Raw genomic sequence first — 20,700 nt, forward strand, 5'->3', positions numbered from 1 at the left:
CCGCCTCACCGGAACACGCGGGATGCGTGCCGACCCTCCGGCACGCATCCCGATCTGTTCGACAACGCCGGTCTACGGCAGTCCCCAGGGCTCGCCCGGCTCGCTCGTGGCCACCGGGGCGACGACGAGGTCGGGCCTCTCACCCGCGTACAGCAGCACCTCGCGCCCCTTGGCCAACTCGATCGTGAGAGTGCCGTCGTCGAGCGCGTGGGTGCGGGCCGGGGTGCCGTCGTCGAGGACCGCGGTCACCGGGCCGCCGGTCAGACCGTGCCGGAGCCGCAGCGGCTCGCCCGCCAGGCTCCGTACCCGCACGAAGCGCGTGACGCCGCCGGTACGGACCGCGGTCACGAGGAAGGCACCCTGGGTGCGGAAGTCGTGCAGGGTGACATCGGCCCAGGAGTCCGGAACGGCGGGAAAGACCCGCACCACGCCGTCCCAGCTCTGGCAGAGCATGTCGTGCAGGGACTGCGACGCCGACAGCGGCGTCTCGATGACCGGCCCGGCCTCGGTGTAGTGGGTGTTGGCCCGGCACGGGTAACGCGTGGTGGGGTCGAAGAACTTCTTCAGGTACGTGAGGGCCACCTCGCCGCGGCCCATCATCGCGTACAGCGACGCGGCGCCCGTATAGCTGTAGCCGCGGTGGGAGCCGGTCAGCGCGTGCCAGTGGACGACCGACTTCTCGATCAGCTCGCGCTGCTCCGGCTGGTCCCAGTTCACGAGGTACAGCGGATAGACCATCAGCAGGTGGGAGTAGTGGCGGTGGGACTGGGCGTACGGGGTGTCCGCACCGATCATGAAGCCGTTGGCGTCGACCGGATACGGGGTCAGCTTGGCCAGCACTTCCTGCCAACGCCCCTTCAGCGGATCGTCGACGTTCAGCCGGTCCGACGCCTCCAGGAGAGCGGTGCAGCCCCAACGGATCAGCGCCAGGTCGTAGTTGGTGTCCTTCGGGGGAACCACCGGATACTCCGGGGAGAGTGTCGACGGAAGGTGCAGCTTGCCGTCGTCCCCCGGCTGAAGGAAGTGCAGGTAGTAGTTGACCGCGCGGCGCAGCAGCGGATAGATCGTGTCGCGCAGCAGGGCCTCGTCCATGGTGTGGCGGTAGCTCAGCCAGACGTTGTGCAGGGCCCAGGTCAGGTTGCCCGCCTCGCCCCCGCTGCCCGGGACGGGGGCACTCCGGTTCGCGAACATGTCGGAGCTGCGGCCGACGCCCGCGCTGTCCGTCCGGTAGGCGGCGGGCACGTTCGCGATCAGCTGCTCCTGGTTCTGCCGGAGGGTGGTGGCGAGCGAGTCGAGTTCCAGGTGGTTGGAGCCGTGGATGAGCCAGTACTCGAGCTGCACGTTGAGGTTCCACCACACGGCGGGCCAGGGAGTGGGCTCCAGCCAGGGCCCGCAGGTGGCCATCACGGGGCCGCCCTCGCGGCTGGCCGACGCGATCTTGTAGAGCTGGATCCAGTGGAAGCTCTGCAACCGCTCGTCGGGGATCGAGACGAAGCTCTTGCGGTAGAACGCGTGCCACCAGCGGGTGTGCTGCCCGCGGAGCATCCCGTACGGGGCGGCGCGCTGGATCTTCCTGAGTGAGGCTTCCCCGGCCCGGGTGTCCGAGGGATGGCTGTGGGCGACGCTGAGCAGCAGGGTGTCGCCGGAGCGGCGGTAGGCCGTCGCCGTCTGGCCGCCGTCGATGAGCGGCTGGAGGACCTGTTCGACGTCGCCGGTGGTCCGGGTGGTCCAGGGCGGGTTGGGGACGTATCCGCTCGGAGGTGCCTCGCTGACCTTCCGGGGGCTGATGGCCTCCTCGGGGTGGAATGTCCAGCGGACCTCCTCCTCGCCGTCGGCCGTCACGCGCGCGGCGAGGATTCCGTCGTGGATGAGGGCGGAGAGTGTGAGGGTGCCCTTGTCCGTGGTGATCGTGCCGGTGAGCTCGGCGTTCCACAGGCTCAACCGCCAGTCGACCGTGCCGATGGTGCCGACCGGGTCGAGGGTCAGATGCCCCACGGGCAGCCGACAGGTGCCCCAGCCACTGCCGAACTCGGGGCGGTGGTCCTGCACTTCGCCGTGCTGGACGGTGAAGCGGATGCTGTTCGCACCCGGCTCCTTGTACACCATGCTGCCCAGCCGCCCGTCTCCCAGGAACGGGCCTTCGTGCCACAGCGTGGGCGGTTTGCGCCACACGAGGTCCTGTCGGCGCAGAAAACCGGACCAGGCGCCGTCCGAGTCCATGCGGTTGCGGAGCTTCCAGCGGGCGCCGTCAGGACCGGCCGCGAGGCCTCGGTCCCCGGCAGCGTTGTCAGGGGTACGGATGGGAGCGGCCTCGGCGACCGCGGGCAGGGCGGCGGCCGTCGTGCCGCCCAGCACCGATCCGAGCACAGCTCTTCTAGAGGTCATTGCGGGTGCCTCCAAGGTGCGACAGTTCCTGGGGTTCCTCGATCGACACGCCGGTCACGCCCAGTTCGCCGGCTCGGCAAGGGCGTAGGTCGAGGCGATCCGGTGGTTGTCGTGCAGGATCGTCAGCTTCCGCGGGCCGCTGGGCGTACCGTCGCGCCAGGCGGTGCAGTAGATCCCGTTGGACCAGCGGATCGTCCGCGAGGTGGACGGCAGCACGGTGATGCCGGTGCGGCTCACCGTCTTCGTTCCGTTCAGCCACACTTCGAAGGCGCCCTGGCCGTCGCCTGCGAGCTTCAGCCGGGTGACGATCCTGATCCAGGTGCCCCGCAGCCCGCTGATCGAGCCGGCCGTGCCCTTGATGCCACCGGAACCGCCGAACTGGATAGTGGACCCGATGACGAACATCAACAGCCAGGGCCCTTCGGGGTCTTCGGGCGACCACTGCTGGAAGGTGACGTTCTGGTTGTGGAACGTCCAGTCGGGGGCGAGACGGATCGCCTGGCCGTAGTAACGGTCCTCGCCGACGCTCTGGGCGCCGCGCTTGATGACCTCGGAGTGGTAGCCCCCGGTCTCGCCGATGTAGGTCTGGGTGGCGGCGAGGGCGTGAGCGCCCTTGTAGGTGGGCGAGTCGACGGTCTCGATCACGCCGTCCTTCTGCGCGTAGGCGTGGTCCCAGCCCTCGACGCTGCCGCGGTTCTGGAAGGAGACCTCGTCGGCGGCGGCTGCCCGTCCCGGCAGGATGGCGGAGGCGGCCCCGGCGAGACCGAGTCCGCCGAGCGCGGTGAGTGCCCTTCGTCTCCGCACGGCTCACCGCGTCCAGTACGTGATGTTGCGGAAGCGTGCCTCGGCGCGGCCGCTGCCGTGGTGGTAGACGCCGTTCTTGAAGTGCCGGGTGGCAGGTCCCCGGTCTTCCGTCGTCAGGACCAGCTCGTCGTCGAAGTAGACCTTGACGCTGCCGCTCGAGGCGTTGTGCGCGAGCTTGACGTTGAACCATGTGTCATAGGCGTTCGTCTTCAGGACCGTGCGGTCGTACGCCCTCACCGTGCCGCCGCTCGCGCTGTAGGCGTTGAGCATGAAGTCCGTGGCGGGTGTGCCCTCGGGGTGGATCACGCGGAGGATCTGCACGAAGGTCGCGCCGTTCGTGCCGGACGGGAGGTACACGTCGGCGTCCCACATGTGCTGCCCGGACGTGTACTGCTGCTTCCAGCGCATCTCGGTGCGCGGGTCGGTGGAACTGCCTTGCGACATGGGCTCGTCGGTGCTGTACACCCACATGCGGTGGACGCCGCCGCTGTTGCTGTGACGGTCGCTCAGGTCCAGGTTCCACGGCTTCTGCATGCTGTAGGTGAACGCGGTCTTGTTCCAGCCGTCCGTGGGTGACGCGGCTGCGGCGGAGGACGTCGAGGGGGTCATCGCCCAGGCGGCGCCTCCGGCGAGTAAGCCGCCGGCTGCGAGAACGGTGCGTCTTGATAGAGGCATGACAATCCCTTCCTGTTGGCGTCATGTTGGCGTCATGTTGATCGGTCCGAGCGTGTGGATCACGGGCGGCAATTCATCGGATCTATCGCCTGACGCAGAGTAGGACTGGCCGCATTGCGCGTCAATATATGCAATGCGCCGAAGATAGATCCGATGTACGCGCGTTGGCTGGATCTCTTGGCGTGGATGGAATCGGAGTACGGGATCTGGCGGGGCTCGGCGTCAACCGGACGGTGACGTGGGTGACCTGATGGCCCGTCAGGCCAGCTCGAGGGTGGGGCGCGGCAGGGAACCGCCGACCCCGTGGCCCGAGGCCGAACCTGGCCGATCCTGGCCGATGCCGGACAGGTGGTGGGCGGTCATGCTGTCGTGGTCGGTGGTCGGTGGTCGGTGGTCGGTGGTCGGTGACCGGGCGGCCGACGGCGTGGCAGGGCCACGGACCGCCGGCCACCCCGCGGCTGCGCTCGCCCCATTCGCGGCCGGGACACTGGCGTGACGTGCGGAGCCTGCGCCAGGACGGTCCGCTTGGTGAGCGACTGTGGCCCGCGTGGTGGAGGAAGGTGCCGGGCGCCCGCTGGGCGTCGAGGACCGAACGGGCCTGGCGGCGGTTCAGGCGCTGCCCGCCGGCCACGGGGAGGCGGGAATCCCGTACGGCCGGCGGATGGTGGCCGGACGCCCGCCGGGCGGTGTCGCCCACGCCGGGCGACGAGCACCTCGGAGGCACCTCCGCCGGGGCCCGCGCCACGTACAGCACCGCCCGAACCTCCTGGAGCAAGCGGCAGACGTACGGTCGCGCCGGACACCGCCTCCGCGTCGGCGCATCCGGCCCAGTTGACACCCGCCCACAAGGGCCAACGGCTACGAAAGTCTCCGAAGAGCCGGAGGCCGGACCCGCAACGGGGAACCTCAGAACCCGGTGACCGCCCATCCGGGCAATGACCGTTGACAGAACAACACGCCGTCAGTCCGCAGTCACTGGTGTGTCATCGAGCCTTCGTAGTCTTCCGCTGGTTTCACGTGGGGTGTGTGCTGCGTAACCGGTAGTGCTGCTCGCGAGTCGTCGTCCGGGTGCCGGGTTGTGGTCGGCCATTCGGCGTGCCCCGCGGGTGCGCGATCGATCCGGCTGGATCTCCAGGGGGGCCTGGAGTCCGGCTGAGGCGACAGCGCCAGAACACCGGAGGGGTGCATGGAATATCGGATTCTGGGACAAGTCGAGGTGCGGCACGAGGGGAAGCAGTTGCCGCTCCACGGCGCCAAACAGCGCACCGTGCTGAGCGCCTTGCTCTTGGCCGGCGATCTGGTGGTGTACGACTCGCAGTTGGGTGAGTACCTGTGGGGTGAGAAGGCGCCCGCCACCATGAACGCTCAGATATGCACCTACATCTCTCGGCTGCGGAAGATGCTCGGTCCGCACGCGCGGATCATGCGTCATTCGCCGGGCTACCTGATGCAGATCGGGTCCTCGTCGTTCGACCTGGACGAGTTCACCGACCAGTCGCAGCGCGGGCACGAGGCGCTGGACGCGGGCGACTACGAGCAGGCGGTTTCACTGCTGTCCTCGGCGCTGTCGCTGTGGCGCGGGCCCGCGCTCGCGAACGTGTCCTCGCATCTCGCCGAAGCGGTGCGACCGCAGCTGGAGGAGGCCCGGATCACGGCGCTCACCGGCCGGTTCGAGGCTGAACTCGCGCTCGGCAGGCACGCCTCGCTGGTCCCGAGGCTGACTCAGCTGGTCCGCGAGTACCCGCTCCAGGAGCGGTTCCGCGCGCAGTTGATGACGGCCCTGTACCGCTGCGACCGCCAGGCCGACGCCCTTGCCCTCTACGAGCAGGGCAGGAGGATGCTGACGGGCTCGCTGGGCGTAGACCCCGGCGCGCTGCTGCGCGAGGTCATGCTCGCGATCCTCAACTCCGATCCGAAGTTGCTCGGCCCGGTCCGCGAGCGCTCGCCGGCCGGCGTCGGCCGCTTGTCATTGCCGGGATTCGCCGTTCTCTGAGCGGCGGCCGGACCGACGACCACCCGTGGCGTGGGATCTCGCCCGCGCCCCGACCGACACCACTGGAGGAAACGTCATGACTGCACCTGTGCCCGAGACCGCCCTGGCCGACGAGGAACGGGCCCGCATCAAGGACGTGGTGTGCGAGGTCCTCGACATCGAACCCGAGGAGATCACCCCGACCGGGTCGTTCATCGAGGCCTACGGCGCCGACTCGATGGCGCTGGTGGCACTCGGCGCCACGCTGGAGCGAACCTTCGACATCGAGATCGAGAACTGGAAGGTGGATCTGATGGACGATCTCGAGAACGTGTTCGTGGTGGTGGGCGAGGCCCTCACCGCGAGTCGCTGATCCGGTTTCACGGCGCGAGGAGGGCAAAGTGAACGCGGACGGAGACATGGAGAGAGTGGTGATCACGGGTCTGGGCGTGGTCAGCAGCATCGGCACCGGGGTTGACGACTTCTGCGCCGGTCTGCGTGAAGGGCGCAGCGGGGCGAAGCCGATCACGACCTTCGACACCACTGGCTTCTCACACTCGATCGGGTGCGAGGTGACCGGGTTCGACCCACAGGAGTGGCTGGACCGACTGGAACCGGAGGACATCGGTCGGGCCACCCAGTTCGCGGTCGCGGGCACCCGGATGGCGCTCGCGGACGCCGGCCTGGACGTCGAGGAACTGCGGCGCCGTCGGGTTCTCGTGTCCGTGGGCACCAGCGATGGCGAGACAGGTGACCTGGACACGCTGACCGAGCAACACCTGGCGGACGGTGCCGGGGCACTCGACCCCGCGCTGGCCAAGCGTGCCGACGCGAACCGGCTCACCTCGGGCGTGGTCCGGGAACTCGGGCTCCGTGACGTGGAGACGATGACGATCGGGACGGCCTGCGCGGCGGGCAACTACGCGATCGGCAGCGCGTTCGACGCATTGCGCGCCGGCGACGTCGAGTTCGCGCTGTGCGGTGGCGCGGACGCCGTGTGCCGCAAGACGTTCACCGGCTTCTACCGATTCGGCACGATCGCCCCCGAGAAGTGCCAGCCCTTCGACAGGGACCGCAAGGGCCTGCTCGCCAGCGAGGGCAGCGGAGTACTGGTCCTGGAGAGCCTGCGCTCGGCGCGGGCCCGCGGCGCGCGGATCTACGCCGAGGTGCTCGGCTACGGGCTCAACTGCGACGCGAAGCACGCGGTCGCGCCGGACCGGGACAGCCTGGCCCGGTGTATCCGGCTGGCGCACCGCAACGCCGGCATCAAGCCCGAGGACGTGGACCTGATTTCGGCGCACGGCACCGGCACCCCGACCAACGACGTGGTCGAGACCAGCGCGATCCGTCAGGTGTTCGCCGCCCCACCGCCGACGGTGTCGGTGAAGAGCATGATCGGGCACGCGATGGGCGCGGCGAGCGCGCTGGCCGCGGTCGCATGCGCGCTCGCCATCCGCGAGGGCTTCATCCCGCCCACCATCAACCATATGAACACCGACCCGGACTGCGGGCTGGACTGCGTGCCGAACCAGGCGCGCCCCGCCGTGCTGAATGTGGTGCAGAACAACGCTCTCGCATTCGCGGGCAACAACGTGGTTCTGCTGCTCGGTCGGCACCGGGAGGCGATGTGACGACGATCGAGGCAACCGGGCCGCTGGCCCCGCGCGGGGTGGATCCGGACAACCAGACCCTGGTGCTGTCGGGATGGTCCGCCGTGACCGGCTACGGCGTGGGCCGCGACGCCCTGCGCGACGGCGTGCTGTCCGGTCGCTCGGCGGTGATGGATCCGGAAGCGGCCGAGTTCCGCGGGGACGCCCGGTCCGCGGTCGTGCCGGGGTTCAAGGCGGCGGACCACCTGGGCCGCAAGGGGACTCGCACGATGAGCCGCTCCACGGCGTTCGCGGTGACGGCCATCGATGTGCTGTTGCGCGAGCTCGGCCCCGAAGTCACCGAGGAGCCGGAAGGGATCGGGCTGGTGCTCGGCGTCGGCCAGGGCAACGTGCAGGCCGCCATGGACTTCACGCGGGGGGCGCTCACCGCATCCAGGCCCTACCACGTGGACGCGATGCGGTTCCCGGACACATTCCTCAACCGGGCCGCCGGGCAGAGTGCGATCTGGCATCACCTCAAAGGCCCGAACACGACCATCGCTGGTGGCAGGCTGTCCGCGCTGCTGGCGATTGGCTACGCGGCCCGCCTGTGCCGTGGCGGGCACTGCCGACGGCTGCTGGTCGGCGCCACCGAGGAGTATTCGCAGGCGCGGGCTCTCCTGGTGGATGCGGCAAGCGGGCCGCGCGACACGCCTGCGCCGCTGGGTGAGGGCTGTGTGGTCGCGCTGATGGAGTCGGCAGCCGATGCGGCGGCGGCTGGACGCGTCCCGGTGGCCACGGTGCCGGCGACGCACTTCCGGGCGACCCCGGAGCCCGCGACGGGTGGCGTCGAGCTTGCCGCGTGCGTGCGTGCCGCGCTCGCCAAGGCCGGCGCCACCGCCGACCAAATCCGGCTGGTGGCGCCGCTGGGCGAGCACTCCGGGCAGGAGGAGGCCGGAATCCGCGCGGTGACCGGCGACTCCGCAATGCACTGGCTGCATTGCCGCCCACTGCTGGGCGACGCGTTCGCCGCGTCCGCTGGGCTGCAGCTGTCGGCGGCGCTGGCTGCCGGGCAGTACTGGTCCGAGCGCGAGGACCTGGCCCTGGTCACCGGCATCGATCGGGACGGTACGGTCGGCTGCGCCCTGCTCGGGCGTCCCGCCTGATCGGCGGCGGGCACGGCTTCCGCGGTGATGACGGGGCGTCGGGAATCGCCTGCATCGCTGAAGCTGTGCCGTCTGGTGTCGGAGATCCTGTGGACGAGTGCCCGACGGACCCTTCGAGTGCTTGACGGACCCTTCGGGGGCCTTCCGTACGCAGGTGGTCGAAGCCCGGTCACAGGCACGGTGCGGTGCCACCTTTTCGAGCCAGGCATTCACCTGCTCGGCGAGGGCGTCACACGTGCCGTGGTCCGCCGGGCCGGGAGTCCCGGCCCGGCTGAATCGGGCACACTTCCGCGCTCCCGGCCCGCTCCGGCCAGCGCGCGTACACGGGCTCCGACCCCGGAGCACGCGAACTCGGCGACGACCGGACCGTCCGGGCGGCCCTGGAGATGGCGCGGCGACTGCGCACCGTCGGGCCCGAAACACCGCTGTTCGTCCTGCTGGACACCACCGTGCCGCCCGCCCCGGCCGCCACGCCGGAAACCCGAACCGACACCCGGTGGCCGAGCACTGCTCGACGCCCCGGCGGGCCTCCGCGCCGGTCCGGCGGCTCGCCCGCCGCCTGTCAGGCATACGAGCCGGCCGCATACGAAGGACCCGTGGTGCTGTTCGTCGCCGACCTGGAGGAAGACGGCAGCCCTCGTACCGAGTCCACGACCACTCGGGCCGTGGGCTCCTGTGCTGACCGGAGAGACCACGGAGGTACACGTGGCCGCCGGTCATGCCTCATCGATGCCGGGGGATCGATGTCGCGGGACGCCGCACACGGCACCGCCCGAGCCCTGCGCGCCCGGCTCCGGCACCTGTGAAACCGGGCAGCCGCACGTGATTTCGCGCAAGCGAGAAGTCCACACGAAAGCAGGGAGAAGAGGAAGCCATGCGCAACAGCCCGGACAGGGACGCTGGTACTTTCACCGTGCTGCGCCACGAGAAGAGTGAACCTTCCCTCTGGTTGGAGAACGGGGAGGTGCCGCTCGGCTGGGAGCGCCTCGACTTCGCCGGCACCGTCGAGGAACGCTCCGCCCACGTCGACGAGGTCTGGACCGTCGGCCCGAACGGGCGGGACTGACGTGCGGAGCACGGACCTGGAGGCGCAGCCGAGAGAGGGGACCGTCGACGACGCGAGCGATGTCTACCGTCTCGACGAGGCCGAAAGCGAGCTGCTGGACAAGGCGGCCGCCGAGGTCGCGGGAACCTATGACAGCGTGGAGGACCCGCGCTTCATCGCCAACGCGCGCCTGCACGCGCAGCGGCTGCCGTACGGCCTTCGCGAATGGCTGGAACGGGTCCGGCTCAATGACGACATCGGTGCGTTCCGTATCCGCGGGCACCGGCTGCGCGACGGCGAACTCGGCACCACTCCACCGGAGTTCGAACCCGAGCCGCGGGAGCCGGCGATGGCGCCGGAGATCTGCCTGGTGCTGTTCGGCGTGCTGCTCGGCGACGTGTTCGGCTGGGAGACCCAGCAGGCCGGGCGCCTGGTGCACGACGTGGTGCCCAGTGCGTACGCGCAGAGCTCGCAGACCAGCGCGAGCAGCACCGTCGAACTCGGCTGGCACACGGAGGACGCCTTCCACCCGTACCGGGCCCACTACCTGGGGCTGGCCTGCCTGCGCAATCCGGACCGGGTGCCGACCACGTTCACCGAGCTGCGCTCGCTGCGGCTGACCGAGCGGACCCGGTCCCTGCTGAGCATGCCGCGCTTCCACCACCTGCCCGACACCTCGCACAGCCCCACCGGCGGCGACGACGTCGGCGCATGGGCGGATCCGGCGCCGGCGCGGATCCTGTCAGGGCCGGAGGGTAACCAGTCGCTGTGCGTCGACGCCGACTTCACTGTCGTCTCCGGGGACGATCCCGAGGCGCAGGCGGCGCTGGACGAGCTGAAGGAGGAGATCGGCCGGCGGCTCGACGACCTGGCTCTGGAGGCAGGGGACTACCTGTTCCTGGACAACCAGCGTTGCGTACATGGACGCAGGTCCTTCCGGCCGCGATTCGACGGTACGGATCGTTGGCTGAAGCGGGTGAGTGTGACACGCGACCTGCGGCGGATGGCCGACGCGGGCGTCACAGCCACCCGGCGCACGGCTCGGGCAGTCCTGTCGGGCTGACTCGAGGGATTGCTGGACGGCACGATGGCGAGCTGTTCAATCCTGCGGGAACGCGTGCGCTGCTACGGGCCGCGAGTCGCTGTCGACGGCGGCGGCCCCCACAACCCTGCTGCGCTCGGTGATCACGGCCAACGGGCTGGACGCGGCCGCCAGCGGCGTGATGCCTATCGGAGCGATGGCGCTGATCCGCCTCCGAGCCTGGAGCAGGCCCTCGGTGCGGTGCCTACGGTGAAGCGAACGTGGCGGAGGAGCGCGGGTCCGAGCGCATCGGCGCCCCGGAGCGGGTTCCATGCCGTGCGGGTGCGTTGACCTGGCTGTTTTCCGTACGACTGAAAGGTCTTCTACGGCCTCTCGCCGTGCGGAAACATGGGGTCCGTCCAACGGCCGGTGAGGCGACGGGGGAGATCCTGTGCGGGAGCCGCTCGAACTGTTCGCGGAATGGGTGGCACGGACGCCGGATGCCCTTGCGGTCATCGCGGAGGACGAGCAGCTGTCCTTCGCCGCGCTCGACCGGCGGTCCAGCGCCCTCGCCCACGCCCTGACCGAGCGCGGAGCCGGTCCCGAGCGGCTGGTGGGCCTCAGCGTACGGCGCGGCGCCGCGATGGCCGTCGGCGTGCTGGGCGTACTCAAGTCCGGCGCGGCCTATGTGCCGCTCGACCCCGCACACCCGAGGACCCGGCTGCGGTGGATGGCCGAGGACGCGGGCGTGGAGGTCGTGGTGACCGAGCCGGGGCCGGCGGAGCTGTTCGACGGGCTGGCCGGGCTGACGGTGATCGATCACAGGTCTGGTGCCCAGGACGACGGAGATGCCGAGGAGTCGTCGCCGGCACGTCCCGCCCCCGAGAATCTCGCCTACGTCATCTATACGTCCGGCAGCACGGGACCGCCCAAGGGCGTCGCCGTCGAACACCGTCAACTGGCCCATATCCGGGCGGCCTGGGACGAGTCGTACGGGCTGCACGCGGAGCCGCTGCGCTTCGTGTCGGTCACCAGCCTGTCCGTCGACCTGTTCTTCGCGGACATGCTGCGGTCCGTCTTCGCCGGTGGCTGTCTGGTGATCGCTCCCGATGAGGCGGTCACCGAGCCGGCGCGGCTGCTGGAGCTGGTCGAGCGGCACGGGGGCACGGCCGTGGAGACGATGCCGGGGCTCGCCACGGAGTTGGTGCGGGAGGCGGGAAGGGCGGGGCGCGGTATGCCGCCTCTGCGGCTGCTGTCGGTCGGCTCGGAGGGCTGGGCTGCCCGGGACTTCCGGGAGCTCGCCGGGCGGCTGCATCCGGACACGGTCGTGGTCAACGCGTATGGGACCACCGAGACGACCATTGACTCCTGCATGCTGCGCACTCGCCCCACATCTGAGGCCGTGGCCGTACAGGGTCCGTTCGTGCCGATTGGGCGGCCCGTCCCGCGTACGGCCGCCTATGTACTGGACTCCGGGCTGCGACCGGTGCGGGACGGAGAGGGAGGCGAGCTGTATCTGGGCGGGAGCGGGGTCGCACGTGGTTATCACGGACGCGGAGCGCTGACCGCCGGGCGCTTTGTCGCCGATCCGTTCGAGGCGGACGGGTCCCGGATGTACCGGACCGGGGACCGGGTGCGGTGGGGGGACGACGGAAATCTGGAGTATCTGGGCCGTACGGACGAGCAGTTGAGTATCCGCGGTTTCCGGATCGAGCCCGGTGAGATCGAAGCCGCGCTGCTGCGGCATCCCGGAGTGCGGCGCGCCGCCGTGACCGCGGGGGAGGAGGGCAGGCAGGGGCTCGTCGGATACGTCGAGCCGGAGACGGGCGAAGGCGCGCCCGTACGGCCGGGCGGCGACGAGTTGCGGGCCTTTCTCGCCGACAGCCTGCCCGCGCACATGGTCCCCGCGGCGTTCGTCGTGCTCGACCGGCTTCCGGCGCTGCCCAACGGCAAGCTGGACCGGCGTGCGCTGCCCGCGCCGGAGCGGGGGGCGGCGTATGTTCCGCCGCGCACCGCTGCCGAGCGGGAGCTCGCCGAGATCTGGGCCGAGGTGCTCGGCGTCGAACGGGTGAGCGCCGAGGACAACTTCTTCAACCTGGGTGGCGATTCCGTCATCGGCATCCAGGCCGCGGCCCTCGCCCGGTCCCGGCTCGGCGTGGTGTGGCCGTACCGCGCACTGTTCGACAGGCCGACACTGGCGGAGCTGGCTGCCGTGCTGGCGCCCGCCGAGCCTGCCGGGCCGCTCGTACGGAGCGCGCCGCCGCCCGAGGGGGGCGCCGACGAGCGGCTGCCGCTGTCGTTCGCGCAGCAGCCACTGTGGTTTCTGCACGACTACGCACCGGGCGCCGAGTACAACATCGGCAAGGCCCTTCGGCTGACCGGCCCGCTGGATGTCGCGGCGCTGCGGCACGCGCTGACCGAGGTGGTCGCGCGGCAGGACGCCCTCCGTACGACCTTCCAGAAGGTCGACGGGCAGGGTGTGCAGGTGGTGGTGGAGCCGGGTGCGGTGGCGCTGGACTCCGTCGACCTGCGGGGCGCCGATGCCGGTTCACCCGTGGAAGACGCGCTGGAGCAGGTGCTGCGCGAAGAGCGCCGCAAGGTCTTCGACCTACGGGCGGCGCCGCCGCTGCGCGCCCTGCTCGTACGGCTCGGCGCGAAGGAGCACGTCCTCGCGCTGACGATGCATCACCTCATCACCGACGGCTGGGCCAACGAGGTCCTGCTCTCGGAGCTCGCCCGCTGCTACTCCGCCGCCGTGCACGGCGAGTCCTCCGCGCTGCCCCCGCTCGCCGCCCGCTACGCGGACTTCACGCGCTGGCAGCGCGAACACCTGGTCGGCGCCGATGCCGATCGCCGGCTCGACTACTGGCGTGCGCGGCTGGACGGGCTGACGCCCACCGAGCTGCCTACGGACCGCCCGCGCCCAGCCACCCGCAGCACCGCGGGTGCCGCGGAGTGGGCCACGGTTCCGGCCGATGTGACCGGCCGGCTGAAGGAGCTCAGCAGGGCGCGGCGGGTGAGCTTGTTCACGACGCTGATGGCGGCGGGTCAGCTCCTCCTCTCCCGGCACTGCCGCCAGGCCGATGTGGCTGTCGGCACCGCCGAGTCGGGGCGGGGTCGCGCCGAGTGGGCCGATCTCGTCGGGGACTTCGTCAATACGATCGTGATCCGCTCGACGGTGGACGAGCGGCAGGCCTTCGGCGACTTCCTCGGCCAGGTCCGGGACACGCTGCTGGATGCCGTCGCGCACGCGGACGTACCGTTCGAGCAGGTGGTGCGTGCGCTGGCGCCGGAGCGCGACCCGGCCCGATCGCCGCTGATCAGCGCCCTGGTGGTGATGCAGAACGCGCCCGCCGGAGAGCCGGACTTCGCCGGGCTGACTGTGGAGGACCTCGAACTGCCCACGGTCGCGGCCAACTTCGACCTGTTCCTGGAGTTCCGCGAACGGGGTGATGAGCTGCGGCTGTATGCCAACTACAACACCGACCTCTACGACGGTGCGACGGTGCGACGGCTCACCGGTCAGTTGACCGCACTGCTGGCGGAGATCGCCGCCGATCCCGAACGGCCGTTGCGACTGCTGCCGATGGGCGGGGACGACCGGGAGCCGTCCGCGCTCTCCGCGCCGCCCCTGCCCCCGTCCCGGGAACGGCCGTTCGAGGGTGCCCATGAGCAGTTCGAGGAGTGGGCGCGGCGGGCACCCGAGCAGCTCGCCGTCCTGCACGGCGGGACGGAGCTGACCTACCGCGAGCTGGACGAACGCGCCAACGGGCTGGCCCACCGGCTGGTGGCTTGCGGGGTCGGCCCCGAGACACCCGTCGGAATCTGTCTGGAGCGCTCCCCGGACCTGATCGTGGCGCTGCTCGCCGTGCTCAAGGCCGGGGGCGTGATGGTGCCACTGGACCCCGGGTACCCGCGCGAGCGCCTCGCGCTGCTGCTCGCGGACACCGGCACGCGGGTGGTGCTGACCCGCGAGCCGCTCCACGATGTGCTGCCCGGCGATACGACCGTGACCTGCCTGGATCCGGGCGGGGCCGGGCCGGAGGCACGGGCGGCCGTGCCTCCGCGCACCGGTGTGGGGCCGGCGAATCTGGCGTACGTCCTCTACACCTCGGGCTCGACAGGCCGCCCCAAGGGCGTGATGATCACCCACGGCTCCCTGGCGCTCGCCGCCGAGGACGCCCGCCGCATGTTCGGCTTCGGCCCGGCCACCAGGACACTGCTGCATCTGTCGATCTGCTTCGACTGCGGGCTGTGGCAGGCCCTGACGCCGCTGTTCTCCGGCGCGACCCTGTGCCTGAGCGAGGCGGGCGAACGGGACGGCACCCTCGGCCTCACCGAGCAGCTGCGCCGCGACGGCGTGACGCTGCTGCTGCTGACGCCCGCGCTGCTCGCCACGGTCGCCCCGGACGAGGTCCCGGCCCTTGAAACGGTCCTCGCCTGCGGCGACGTCTGCCCGCCCGAGCTGGCGGCGGGCTGGCTGCCAGGGCGCACGTTCGTCAATGCGTACGGGCCCACGGAGACGACCGTCATGTCCACCGCGCACCTGCTGCCCGCGGGCAGCGACCCGGGCACGGTCGGCAGGGCCGTGCCGATCGGCGGGCCCGTCAACGGCGCCCGCATCGAGGTGCTCGACGCCTATCTGCGGCCCGTGCCGGTCGGGATGGACGGGGAACTGTACATCGGCGGGCACGGGGTCGGGCGGGGGTATGTGGGCAGTCCCGGCCGTACCGCCGAACGTTTTGTGGCCGATCCGTACGTCCCCGGTGAGCGGCTCTACCGCACGGGGGACCTGGTTCGCCGGCGGGCCGACGGGGTGCTGGAGTTCCGGGGCCGGGTCGACCAGCAGGTGAAGATACGGGGCTTCCGGATCGAACCGGGCGAGATCGAGGCGGTGCTGGCCACCCACCCCGGGGTGGCTGGCGTCGCGGTGGTGGCCAGGGGCGAGCGGCTCGTGGCGTATGTCGCCGCCGATGGACAGCGGGGCGACGGGCAGCGGGCCGACGGCCATGCCGTCGAGGCGCCGACGCCCGAGGCCCTGCGGCGCCTTGTCGCGGAGGTGCTGCCCGCGCCCATGGTGCCGTCCGCCTTCGTGGTGCTGGACGAGCTCCCCGTCAACCGGAACGGCAAGGTCGACCGCCACGCCCTCCCGGATCCGGCGCTGCCCGCCGCCCGAACCCGCTTCGCTGCGCCGCGTACCCGCACGGAAAGGACGCTGGCCCAGGCGTGGACGGCGGTCCTCGGCGTCGAACGGGCCGGGATCGACGACAACTTCTTCGACCTCGGCGGCGACTCGATCCTCAGCGTCCAGGTCGTCGCCGCACTGGACCGGGAAGGGCTGCAAATCGCGTCGCGGGACATCTTTCAGCGGCAGACGATCCGCGAGCTGGCCGAGGTGGTGTCCGTCGGGTCCGTGGCGCCCGATACCTCCGGTGATACGTCCGTGGCCGCGGATGCGTCCGACGACTCCGTGTCCGGGCCGTTCCCGCTCACCCCCATCCAGCACTGGTTCTTCGAGAACATCACCGCGTGCCCCGACCGCTTCACCATGCCCCGCTGCGTCGAGCTGGCCGCCGGGGTGGACGTGGCGGCCGTACGGGCAGCAGTGCACGCGGTCGTCGCGCACCATGACGCGCTGCGGACGCGGGCCGAACGCGACGATGAAGAGGGTGCCTGGCGGCTGCGGATCGCGCCGGTGGAGGACCAGGGGGACGAGGAGGCCGGCGAAGTCTTCGAGATCTACGACGAGTTGGCCGACGACGCGTCCCCGTCTCCTGATATGTCCGCCGTCATCGCACACGCGGAGGCCGCGCTCGATCTGCGCGCGGGGCCGCTCCTCAGGGCCGTGCATATCGACCTCGGCCCTGAGCGCAGCCCCCGACTGCTGCTGATGGTCCATCACTTCGTCGTCGATGGCGTGTCCTGGCGGATCCTGCTGGACGATCTGCGCACCGCCTACATCCAGGCCGTCGAGGGCACCGAGATCGACCTCGGCCCGAAGTCCACGTCGTTCCCCGACTGGGCGCGTCGGCTGAACGACTACGTGGCCTCCGGCGGGCTCGACGGCGAACTGCCGTACTGGAGCGGCGTCCGGATCCCGCCACAGGCCCCATCCGTCCCCGCCGAGGTCAGCACCGGCGCGGTCGTGACCGCCCGGCTGAGCCGGGACGAGACCACGGCGCTGCTGCGCCAGGTGCCCGTCGCCTACCGCACCCGGCCGAACGATGTGCTGCTGGCCGCGCTGGCGCGGGCGCTCGGCCCGGGGCCCGTCGCGATCAACCTGGAGGGTCATGGCCGGGAGCAGCTCTTCGACGGGGTGGACATCTCCCGTACGGTGGGCTGGTTCACCACTCAGTTTCCGGTAACCGTCGAGCTGCCGGAGATGGCGGACATCGCCGACTGGGGCCCCGCCCTCAAGGCCGTCAAGGAGCAGCTACGGGCCGTGCCCCGGAACGGTCTGGGCCACGACGCGCTGCGGTATCTGGGCCGGAACGGCGCACCGAACGCGACCCGGCCCCACGTCAACTTCAACTATCTCGGCCAGTTCGCGCCCCTGGACACCCGCGGCGGCTTCTACAGCGGACGGGAGTTCCCGCTCACCGACGCCCTTCACCCGGACGAGATCCGGCCCTTCGCACTGGAGGTGACGGCCGAGACCACCGGCGGCGAACTCATCTTCACCTGGGACTACTCCCGCGACGCCTACGACGAACCGGAGATCCGGCGGCTCGCCGACGGCACGCTCGCCGCGCTGCGTGCGCTCACCGCATACTGCCTGACGCCCGGCAGCGGGGGGCGTACTCCCTCGGACTATCCGCTCGCCACGCTCAGCCAGGCACAGGTCGACGAGTTGGTCGGCGACGGCCGCGCGGTCGAGGACGTGTATCCGCTGACGCCTCTCCAGTCCGGGATGCTGTACCACTCGCTGAGCGGCGGCGACCGGCTCGATGTCTACGCCCGCCGGTTCACGCTCGTCATCGACGGGGTCACGGACCCGCTGGCGCTGGCCGCCGCCTGGCGGCGGGTGGTGGCGGCGCATCCCGTACTGCGCAGCACGGTGCACTGGTCCGGGCTCGCCGAGCCGGTGCAGGTCGTCCACCGCGCGGAGCCCAGGATCACGCAGCACGACCTGCGGTCGCTGCCGCCGGGCGAGCAGCGTGCGCGGCTTCGGCGACTGGAGGACGGGGACCGCGCCGAGGGGTTGGATCTGCGCAGTCCGATCCCCTTCCGGGTGACGATCTCGCGGCTGTCGGACAGCAGGGCGCACGTGCTGCTGACGACTCATCATCTCTTCTTCGACGGCTGGAGCCTGACCCGGATGGTGGACGCGGCTCTCGCCGACTGCGCCGCGCTCACCAGGGGGGAAGTGCCCGTACCCCTCGTCTGCAGGCCGTTCCGGGACTACGTGGAGTGGCTGCACGGGCAGGACGGCACAGCCGGCGAGGCCGCCGAGGCGTACTGGCGGAAGGCGCTCGCCGGGTTCGACACGCCCACGCCGCTGCCGTACGACCGTCCCGTGCGGTCGGTCGGCCGTCACATCCGGACGTTCGACCTCCGGCTGCCGGGCACCCCGGACATCGGTGACTTCGCGCGGCGCCACCGACTGACCGTCAGCACGGTCGTCCAGGCGGCCTGGGCGGTGCTGCTGGCCCGGCACGCCGGAGTGGACGAGGTGCTGTTCGGTGCCGCGGTGTCCATCCGCCCGGCGGCCGTCCCCGACGTGGAGACGATCAGCGGGCCGCTGATCAACACCCTGCCGGTACGGGTTGCCGTCGACTCCACGGCCGACACCCTCGACTGGCTGACCCGGCTGCAGGAGGAGCAGGCGGTGGCACGGGAGTTCGGCCACTATCCGCTGGCGCGGCAGCAGGCCCACAGCGGCGTGCCCGCCGGGACACCGCTGTTCGACAGCACAGTCGCGTTCGAGAACTACCCCGGTGAACCGGAGGACGTACGCCACGGCGAGATGCGCGTGGTCGAGCTGGACGGCGACGACAACACCAACTATCCGCTCGCCCTGATCGCGTACCCGGGCGATGAGCTGGTGCTGCAACTGGGCTATGACCCGGAGCTCTTCGACGCCGCCACCATCGAGCGGTTGGCGGGCCGGCTGCGGACCGTGCTGCGCGGGATGGCCGAAGAGCCGCACCGGAGCGTCGGCGACCTGCCGGTACTGCCCGACGAGGAGCGGCGGCAGGTGCTCGGGGACTGGACGCGCTCCCCCCTCGCACCCGTTCCCCCCGGCTGCGTCCAGGACCTGTTCGCCGAGCAGGCCCGCCGCAGCCCGGACGCGCTCGCCCTGCTGAGCGGCGACGGCGTCGAGCAGGTGACCTACGCGGAACTGGACCGACGGGCCAACCGGTTGGCCCACGCGCTCACCGCTCGCGGTATCGGGCCCGAATCGATCGTCGGCCTGTGCATACCCCGCAGCGTCGCCATGGTGACGGCCCAGCTGGCCGTGTGGAAGGCCGGTGCGGCGACGATGCCGCTCGACCCGGTGCATCCCGCCGAGCGGCGCGCGTGGATGCTGGCCGACGCGGGCGCCGCTCTGGTGCTGCTGCCCGCGGGCGCCGGGTGGGATCCGGGTGTGCCCGTGCTCACCCTCGACTCCGACGGAACGGGCGTGGGGGACGGCCATCCGGATACGGCAGCGCCGAAGGTGCAGGCCCGCCCGGGCAACGCCGCCTACGTGATCTACACCTCCGGCTCCACAGGGCGTCCCAAGGGCACCGTTGTCACCCACCGCGGCGTCGCGAATCTGGCCGCCACCGGCGAGCGGAACGGGGGCATCGGGGCCGGCAGCAGGGTGCTGCAGTGGCTCTCGGCCGGCTGGGACAGCGCGTTCTTCGAACTCGCCGCGCCGCTGCTCACCGGGGGCGCCGTCGTGCTGGCCCCGCCGGGGCCCCTGCCGGAACTGGCCGGGTTCATCAGGGAGCGCGGGGTGACGCATCTGGTTGCGCCGCCCGCCGTCCTGGCTACTATGCCGGCCGCTTCCGTACCCGGGGTGACGGTGTTCGCGGCCGGCGAGGCGCTGCCCGGTGAGACGGTGGAGAGCTGGTCGCGTAGGGGGCGGGTGCTCAACGGCTATGGGCCGACCGAGGCGACCGTATGCACCGTGATGAGCGCGCCGCTGTCCGGACGCGCCACCCCGCCGCTCGGCAGGCCCACCGCGGGCACCCGGTGCTTTGTGCTGGACGCCCGGCTGCGGCCCGTTCCGGTGGGCGCCGTCGGCGAGCTCTATCTCGCGGGGGACTGCCTCGCGCGCGGCTATCTGGGCCGGCACGGGCTGACCGCCGGGCACTTTGTGGCCTGCCCGTTCGGGGAGCCGGGCGAGCGGATGTACCGCACGGGCGACCTGGTCCGCTGGGCCCCCGACGGCACTCTCTGCTTCGTGGGCCGGCCCGACGGCCAGGTCAAGGTGCGCGGCGTGCGCGTGGAACTCGGCGAGGTGGAGGCGGCGCTCATTGGGCACCCCGAGGTCGCGCAGGCATGTGTGGTCGCCGCCGGGGAGGGCCCGGCGCGGCACCTGGTGGCGTATGTGGTGAGCAAGGCGGCCGAGACGGCCCAAGGGGCCGGCCCGGGGGCGGGTGAGTTGCGGGAGCACCTGGCGGGGCGGCTGCCGGAGCAGATGATTCCGACGGCTTTCGTCCCCATGGAACGGCTGCCTCTGACCCTGTACGGCAAGGTCGACCGCCAGGCCCTGCCCTCGCCCGAGGCTCCGGTGGGCCCCGCGTATCTACCGCCCCGCACCGACAGCGAGCGGGCCGTGGCCGAGGCGTGGACCGGGCTGCTGGGCAGGGCGCGGGTCGGGATCCGGGAGAAGTTCTTCGAGGCGGGCGGCTCCTCGCTCACCCTCATTCAACTCCGCGACCGGCTGCCCGCGTTGAGCGTGGCCGAGTTGCTGGAGCACTCGACCGTCGAAGAGATGGCGGCCCGCCTGGACATGCGCCGCGCCACGCACGCGGACGACGGCGACCAGCACGACGGCGCCCCGTACGGGAACGACCACGACTCCGACCGCGACTACGAACTGTGAGACGGGG

Annotated in this window: 10 protein-coding genes; 7 read left to right on the forward strand and 3 right to left on the reverse strand. The window is 71.2% G+C overall.

Annotation, left to right across the window (positions count from 1 at the left end):
• Window positions 1-72 precede the first annotated feature (72 nt).
• From ACTWQR_RS14465 to ACTWQR_RS14475, 3 genes are all read right to left on the reverse strand, one after another.
• A complete protein-coding gene (locus ACTWQR_RS14465) occupies window positions 73-2,220 on the reverse strand; it encodes a glycosyl hydrolase family 95 catalytic domain-containing protein (RefSeq protein ID WP_443227460.1) in 2,148 nt (715 codons plus the stop codon).
• 219 nt (window positions 2,221-2,439) lie between these two features.
• Window positions 2,440-3,189: a polysaccharide lyase gene (locus ACTWQR_RS14470; RefSeq protein WP_443227430.1), complete on the reverse strand. Its 750-nt coding sequence runs from the start codon at window positions 3,187-3,189 to the stop codon at window positions 2,440-2,442.
• Window positions 3,190-3,192: 3 nt separating this feature from the next.
• The gene (locus ACTWQR_RS14475) at window positions 3,193-3,864 is read right to left on the reverse strand and encodes a polysaccharide lyase family 7 protein (protein WP_443227431.1); all 672 of its coding nucleotides are present in this window, start codon (window positions 3,862-3,864) and stop codon (window positions 3,193-3,195) included.
• A gap of 1,186 nt (window positions 3,865-5,050) precedes the next feature.
• Between ACTWQR_RS14475 and ACTWQR_RS14480 the strand changes: the two genes are divergently transcribed.
• The 7 genes from ACTWQR_RS14480 (at window position 5,051) to ACTWQR_RS14510 (ending at window position 20,693) form a co-directional block, all read left to right on the forward strand.
• Window positions 5,051-5,857 carry an AfsR/SARP family transcriptional regulator gene (locus tag ACTWQR_RS14480; protein ID WP_443227432.1) on the forward strand — a complete coding sequence of 269 codons (807 nt, stop codon included), beginning with the start codon at window positions 5,051-5,053 and terminating at the stop codon, window positions 5,855-5,857.
• 76 nt (window positions 5,858-5,933) lie between these two features.
• Entirely contained in the window at window positions 5,934-6,209 is a 276-nt protein-coding gene (locus tag ACTWQR_RS14485; RefSeq protein WP_443227433.1) for an acyl carrier protein, read from the forward strand.
• Window positions 6,210-6,255: 46 nt separating this feature from the next.
• Window positions 6,256-7,467: a beta-ketoacyl-[acyl-carrier-protein] synthase family protein gene (locus ACTWQR_RS14490; protein ID WP_443227461.1), complete on the forward strand. Its 1,212-nt coding sequence runs from the start codon at window positions 6,256-6,258 to the stop codon at window positions 7,465-7,467.
• Entirely contained in the window at window positions 7,464-8,591 is a 1,128-nt protein-coding gene (locus ACTWQR_RS14495; protein WP_443227434.1) for a beta-ketoacyl synthase N-terminal-like domain-containing protein, read from the forward strand. The genes ACTWQR_RS14490 and ACTWQR_RS14495 overlap by 4 nt, the downstream gene beginning before the upstream one ends.
• Window positions 8,592-9,465: 874 nt before the next feature.
• A complete protein-coding gene (locus ACTWQR_RS14500; RefSeq protein ID WP_443227435.1) occupies window positions 9,466-9,657 on the forward strand; it encodes an MbtH family NRPS accessory protein in 192 nt (63 codons plus the stop codon).
• 1 nt (window position 9,658) lies between these two features.
• Window positions 9,659-10,699 (forward strand): guanitoxin biosynthesis L-enduracididine beta-hydroxylase GntD, encoded by a 1,041-nt coding sequence (gene gntD / locus ACTWQR_RS14505; RefSeq protein WP_443227436.1) that lies wholly within the window; start codon window positions 9,659-9,661, stop codon window positions 10,697-10,699.
• 409 nt (window positions 10,700-11,108) lie between these two features.
• Complete coding sequence (locus ACTWQR_RS14510; protein ID WP_443227437.1) at window positions 11,109-20,693, forward strand: amino acid adenylation domain-containing protein; 9,585 nt, start codon at window positions 11,109-11,111, stop codon at window positions 20,691-20,693.
• Window positions 20,694-20,700 lie beyond the last annotated feature (7 nt).

The organism is Streptomyces sp. 2A115 (assembly GCF_052245575.1).
GTDB lineage: Bacteria > Actinomycetota > Actinomycetes > Streptomycetales > Streptomycetaceae > Streptomyces.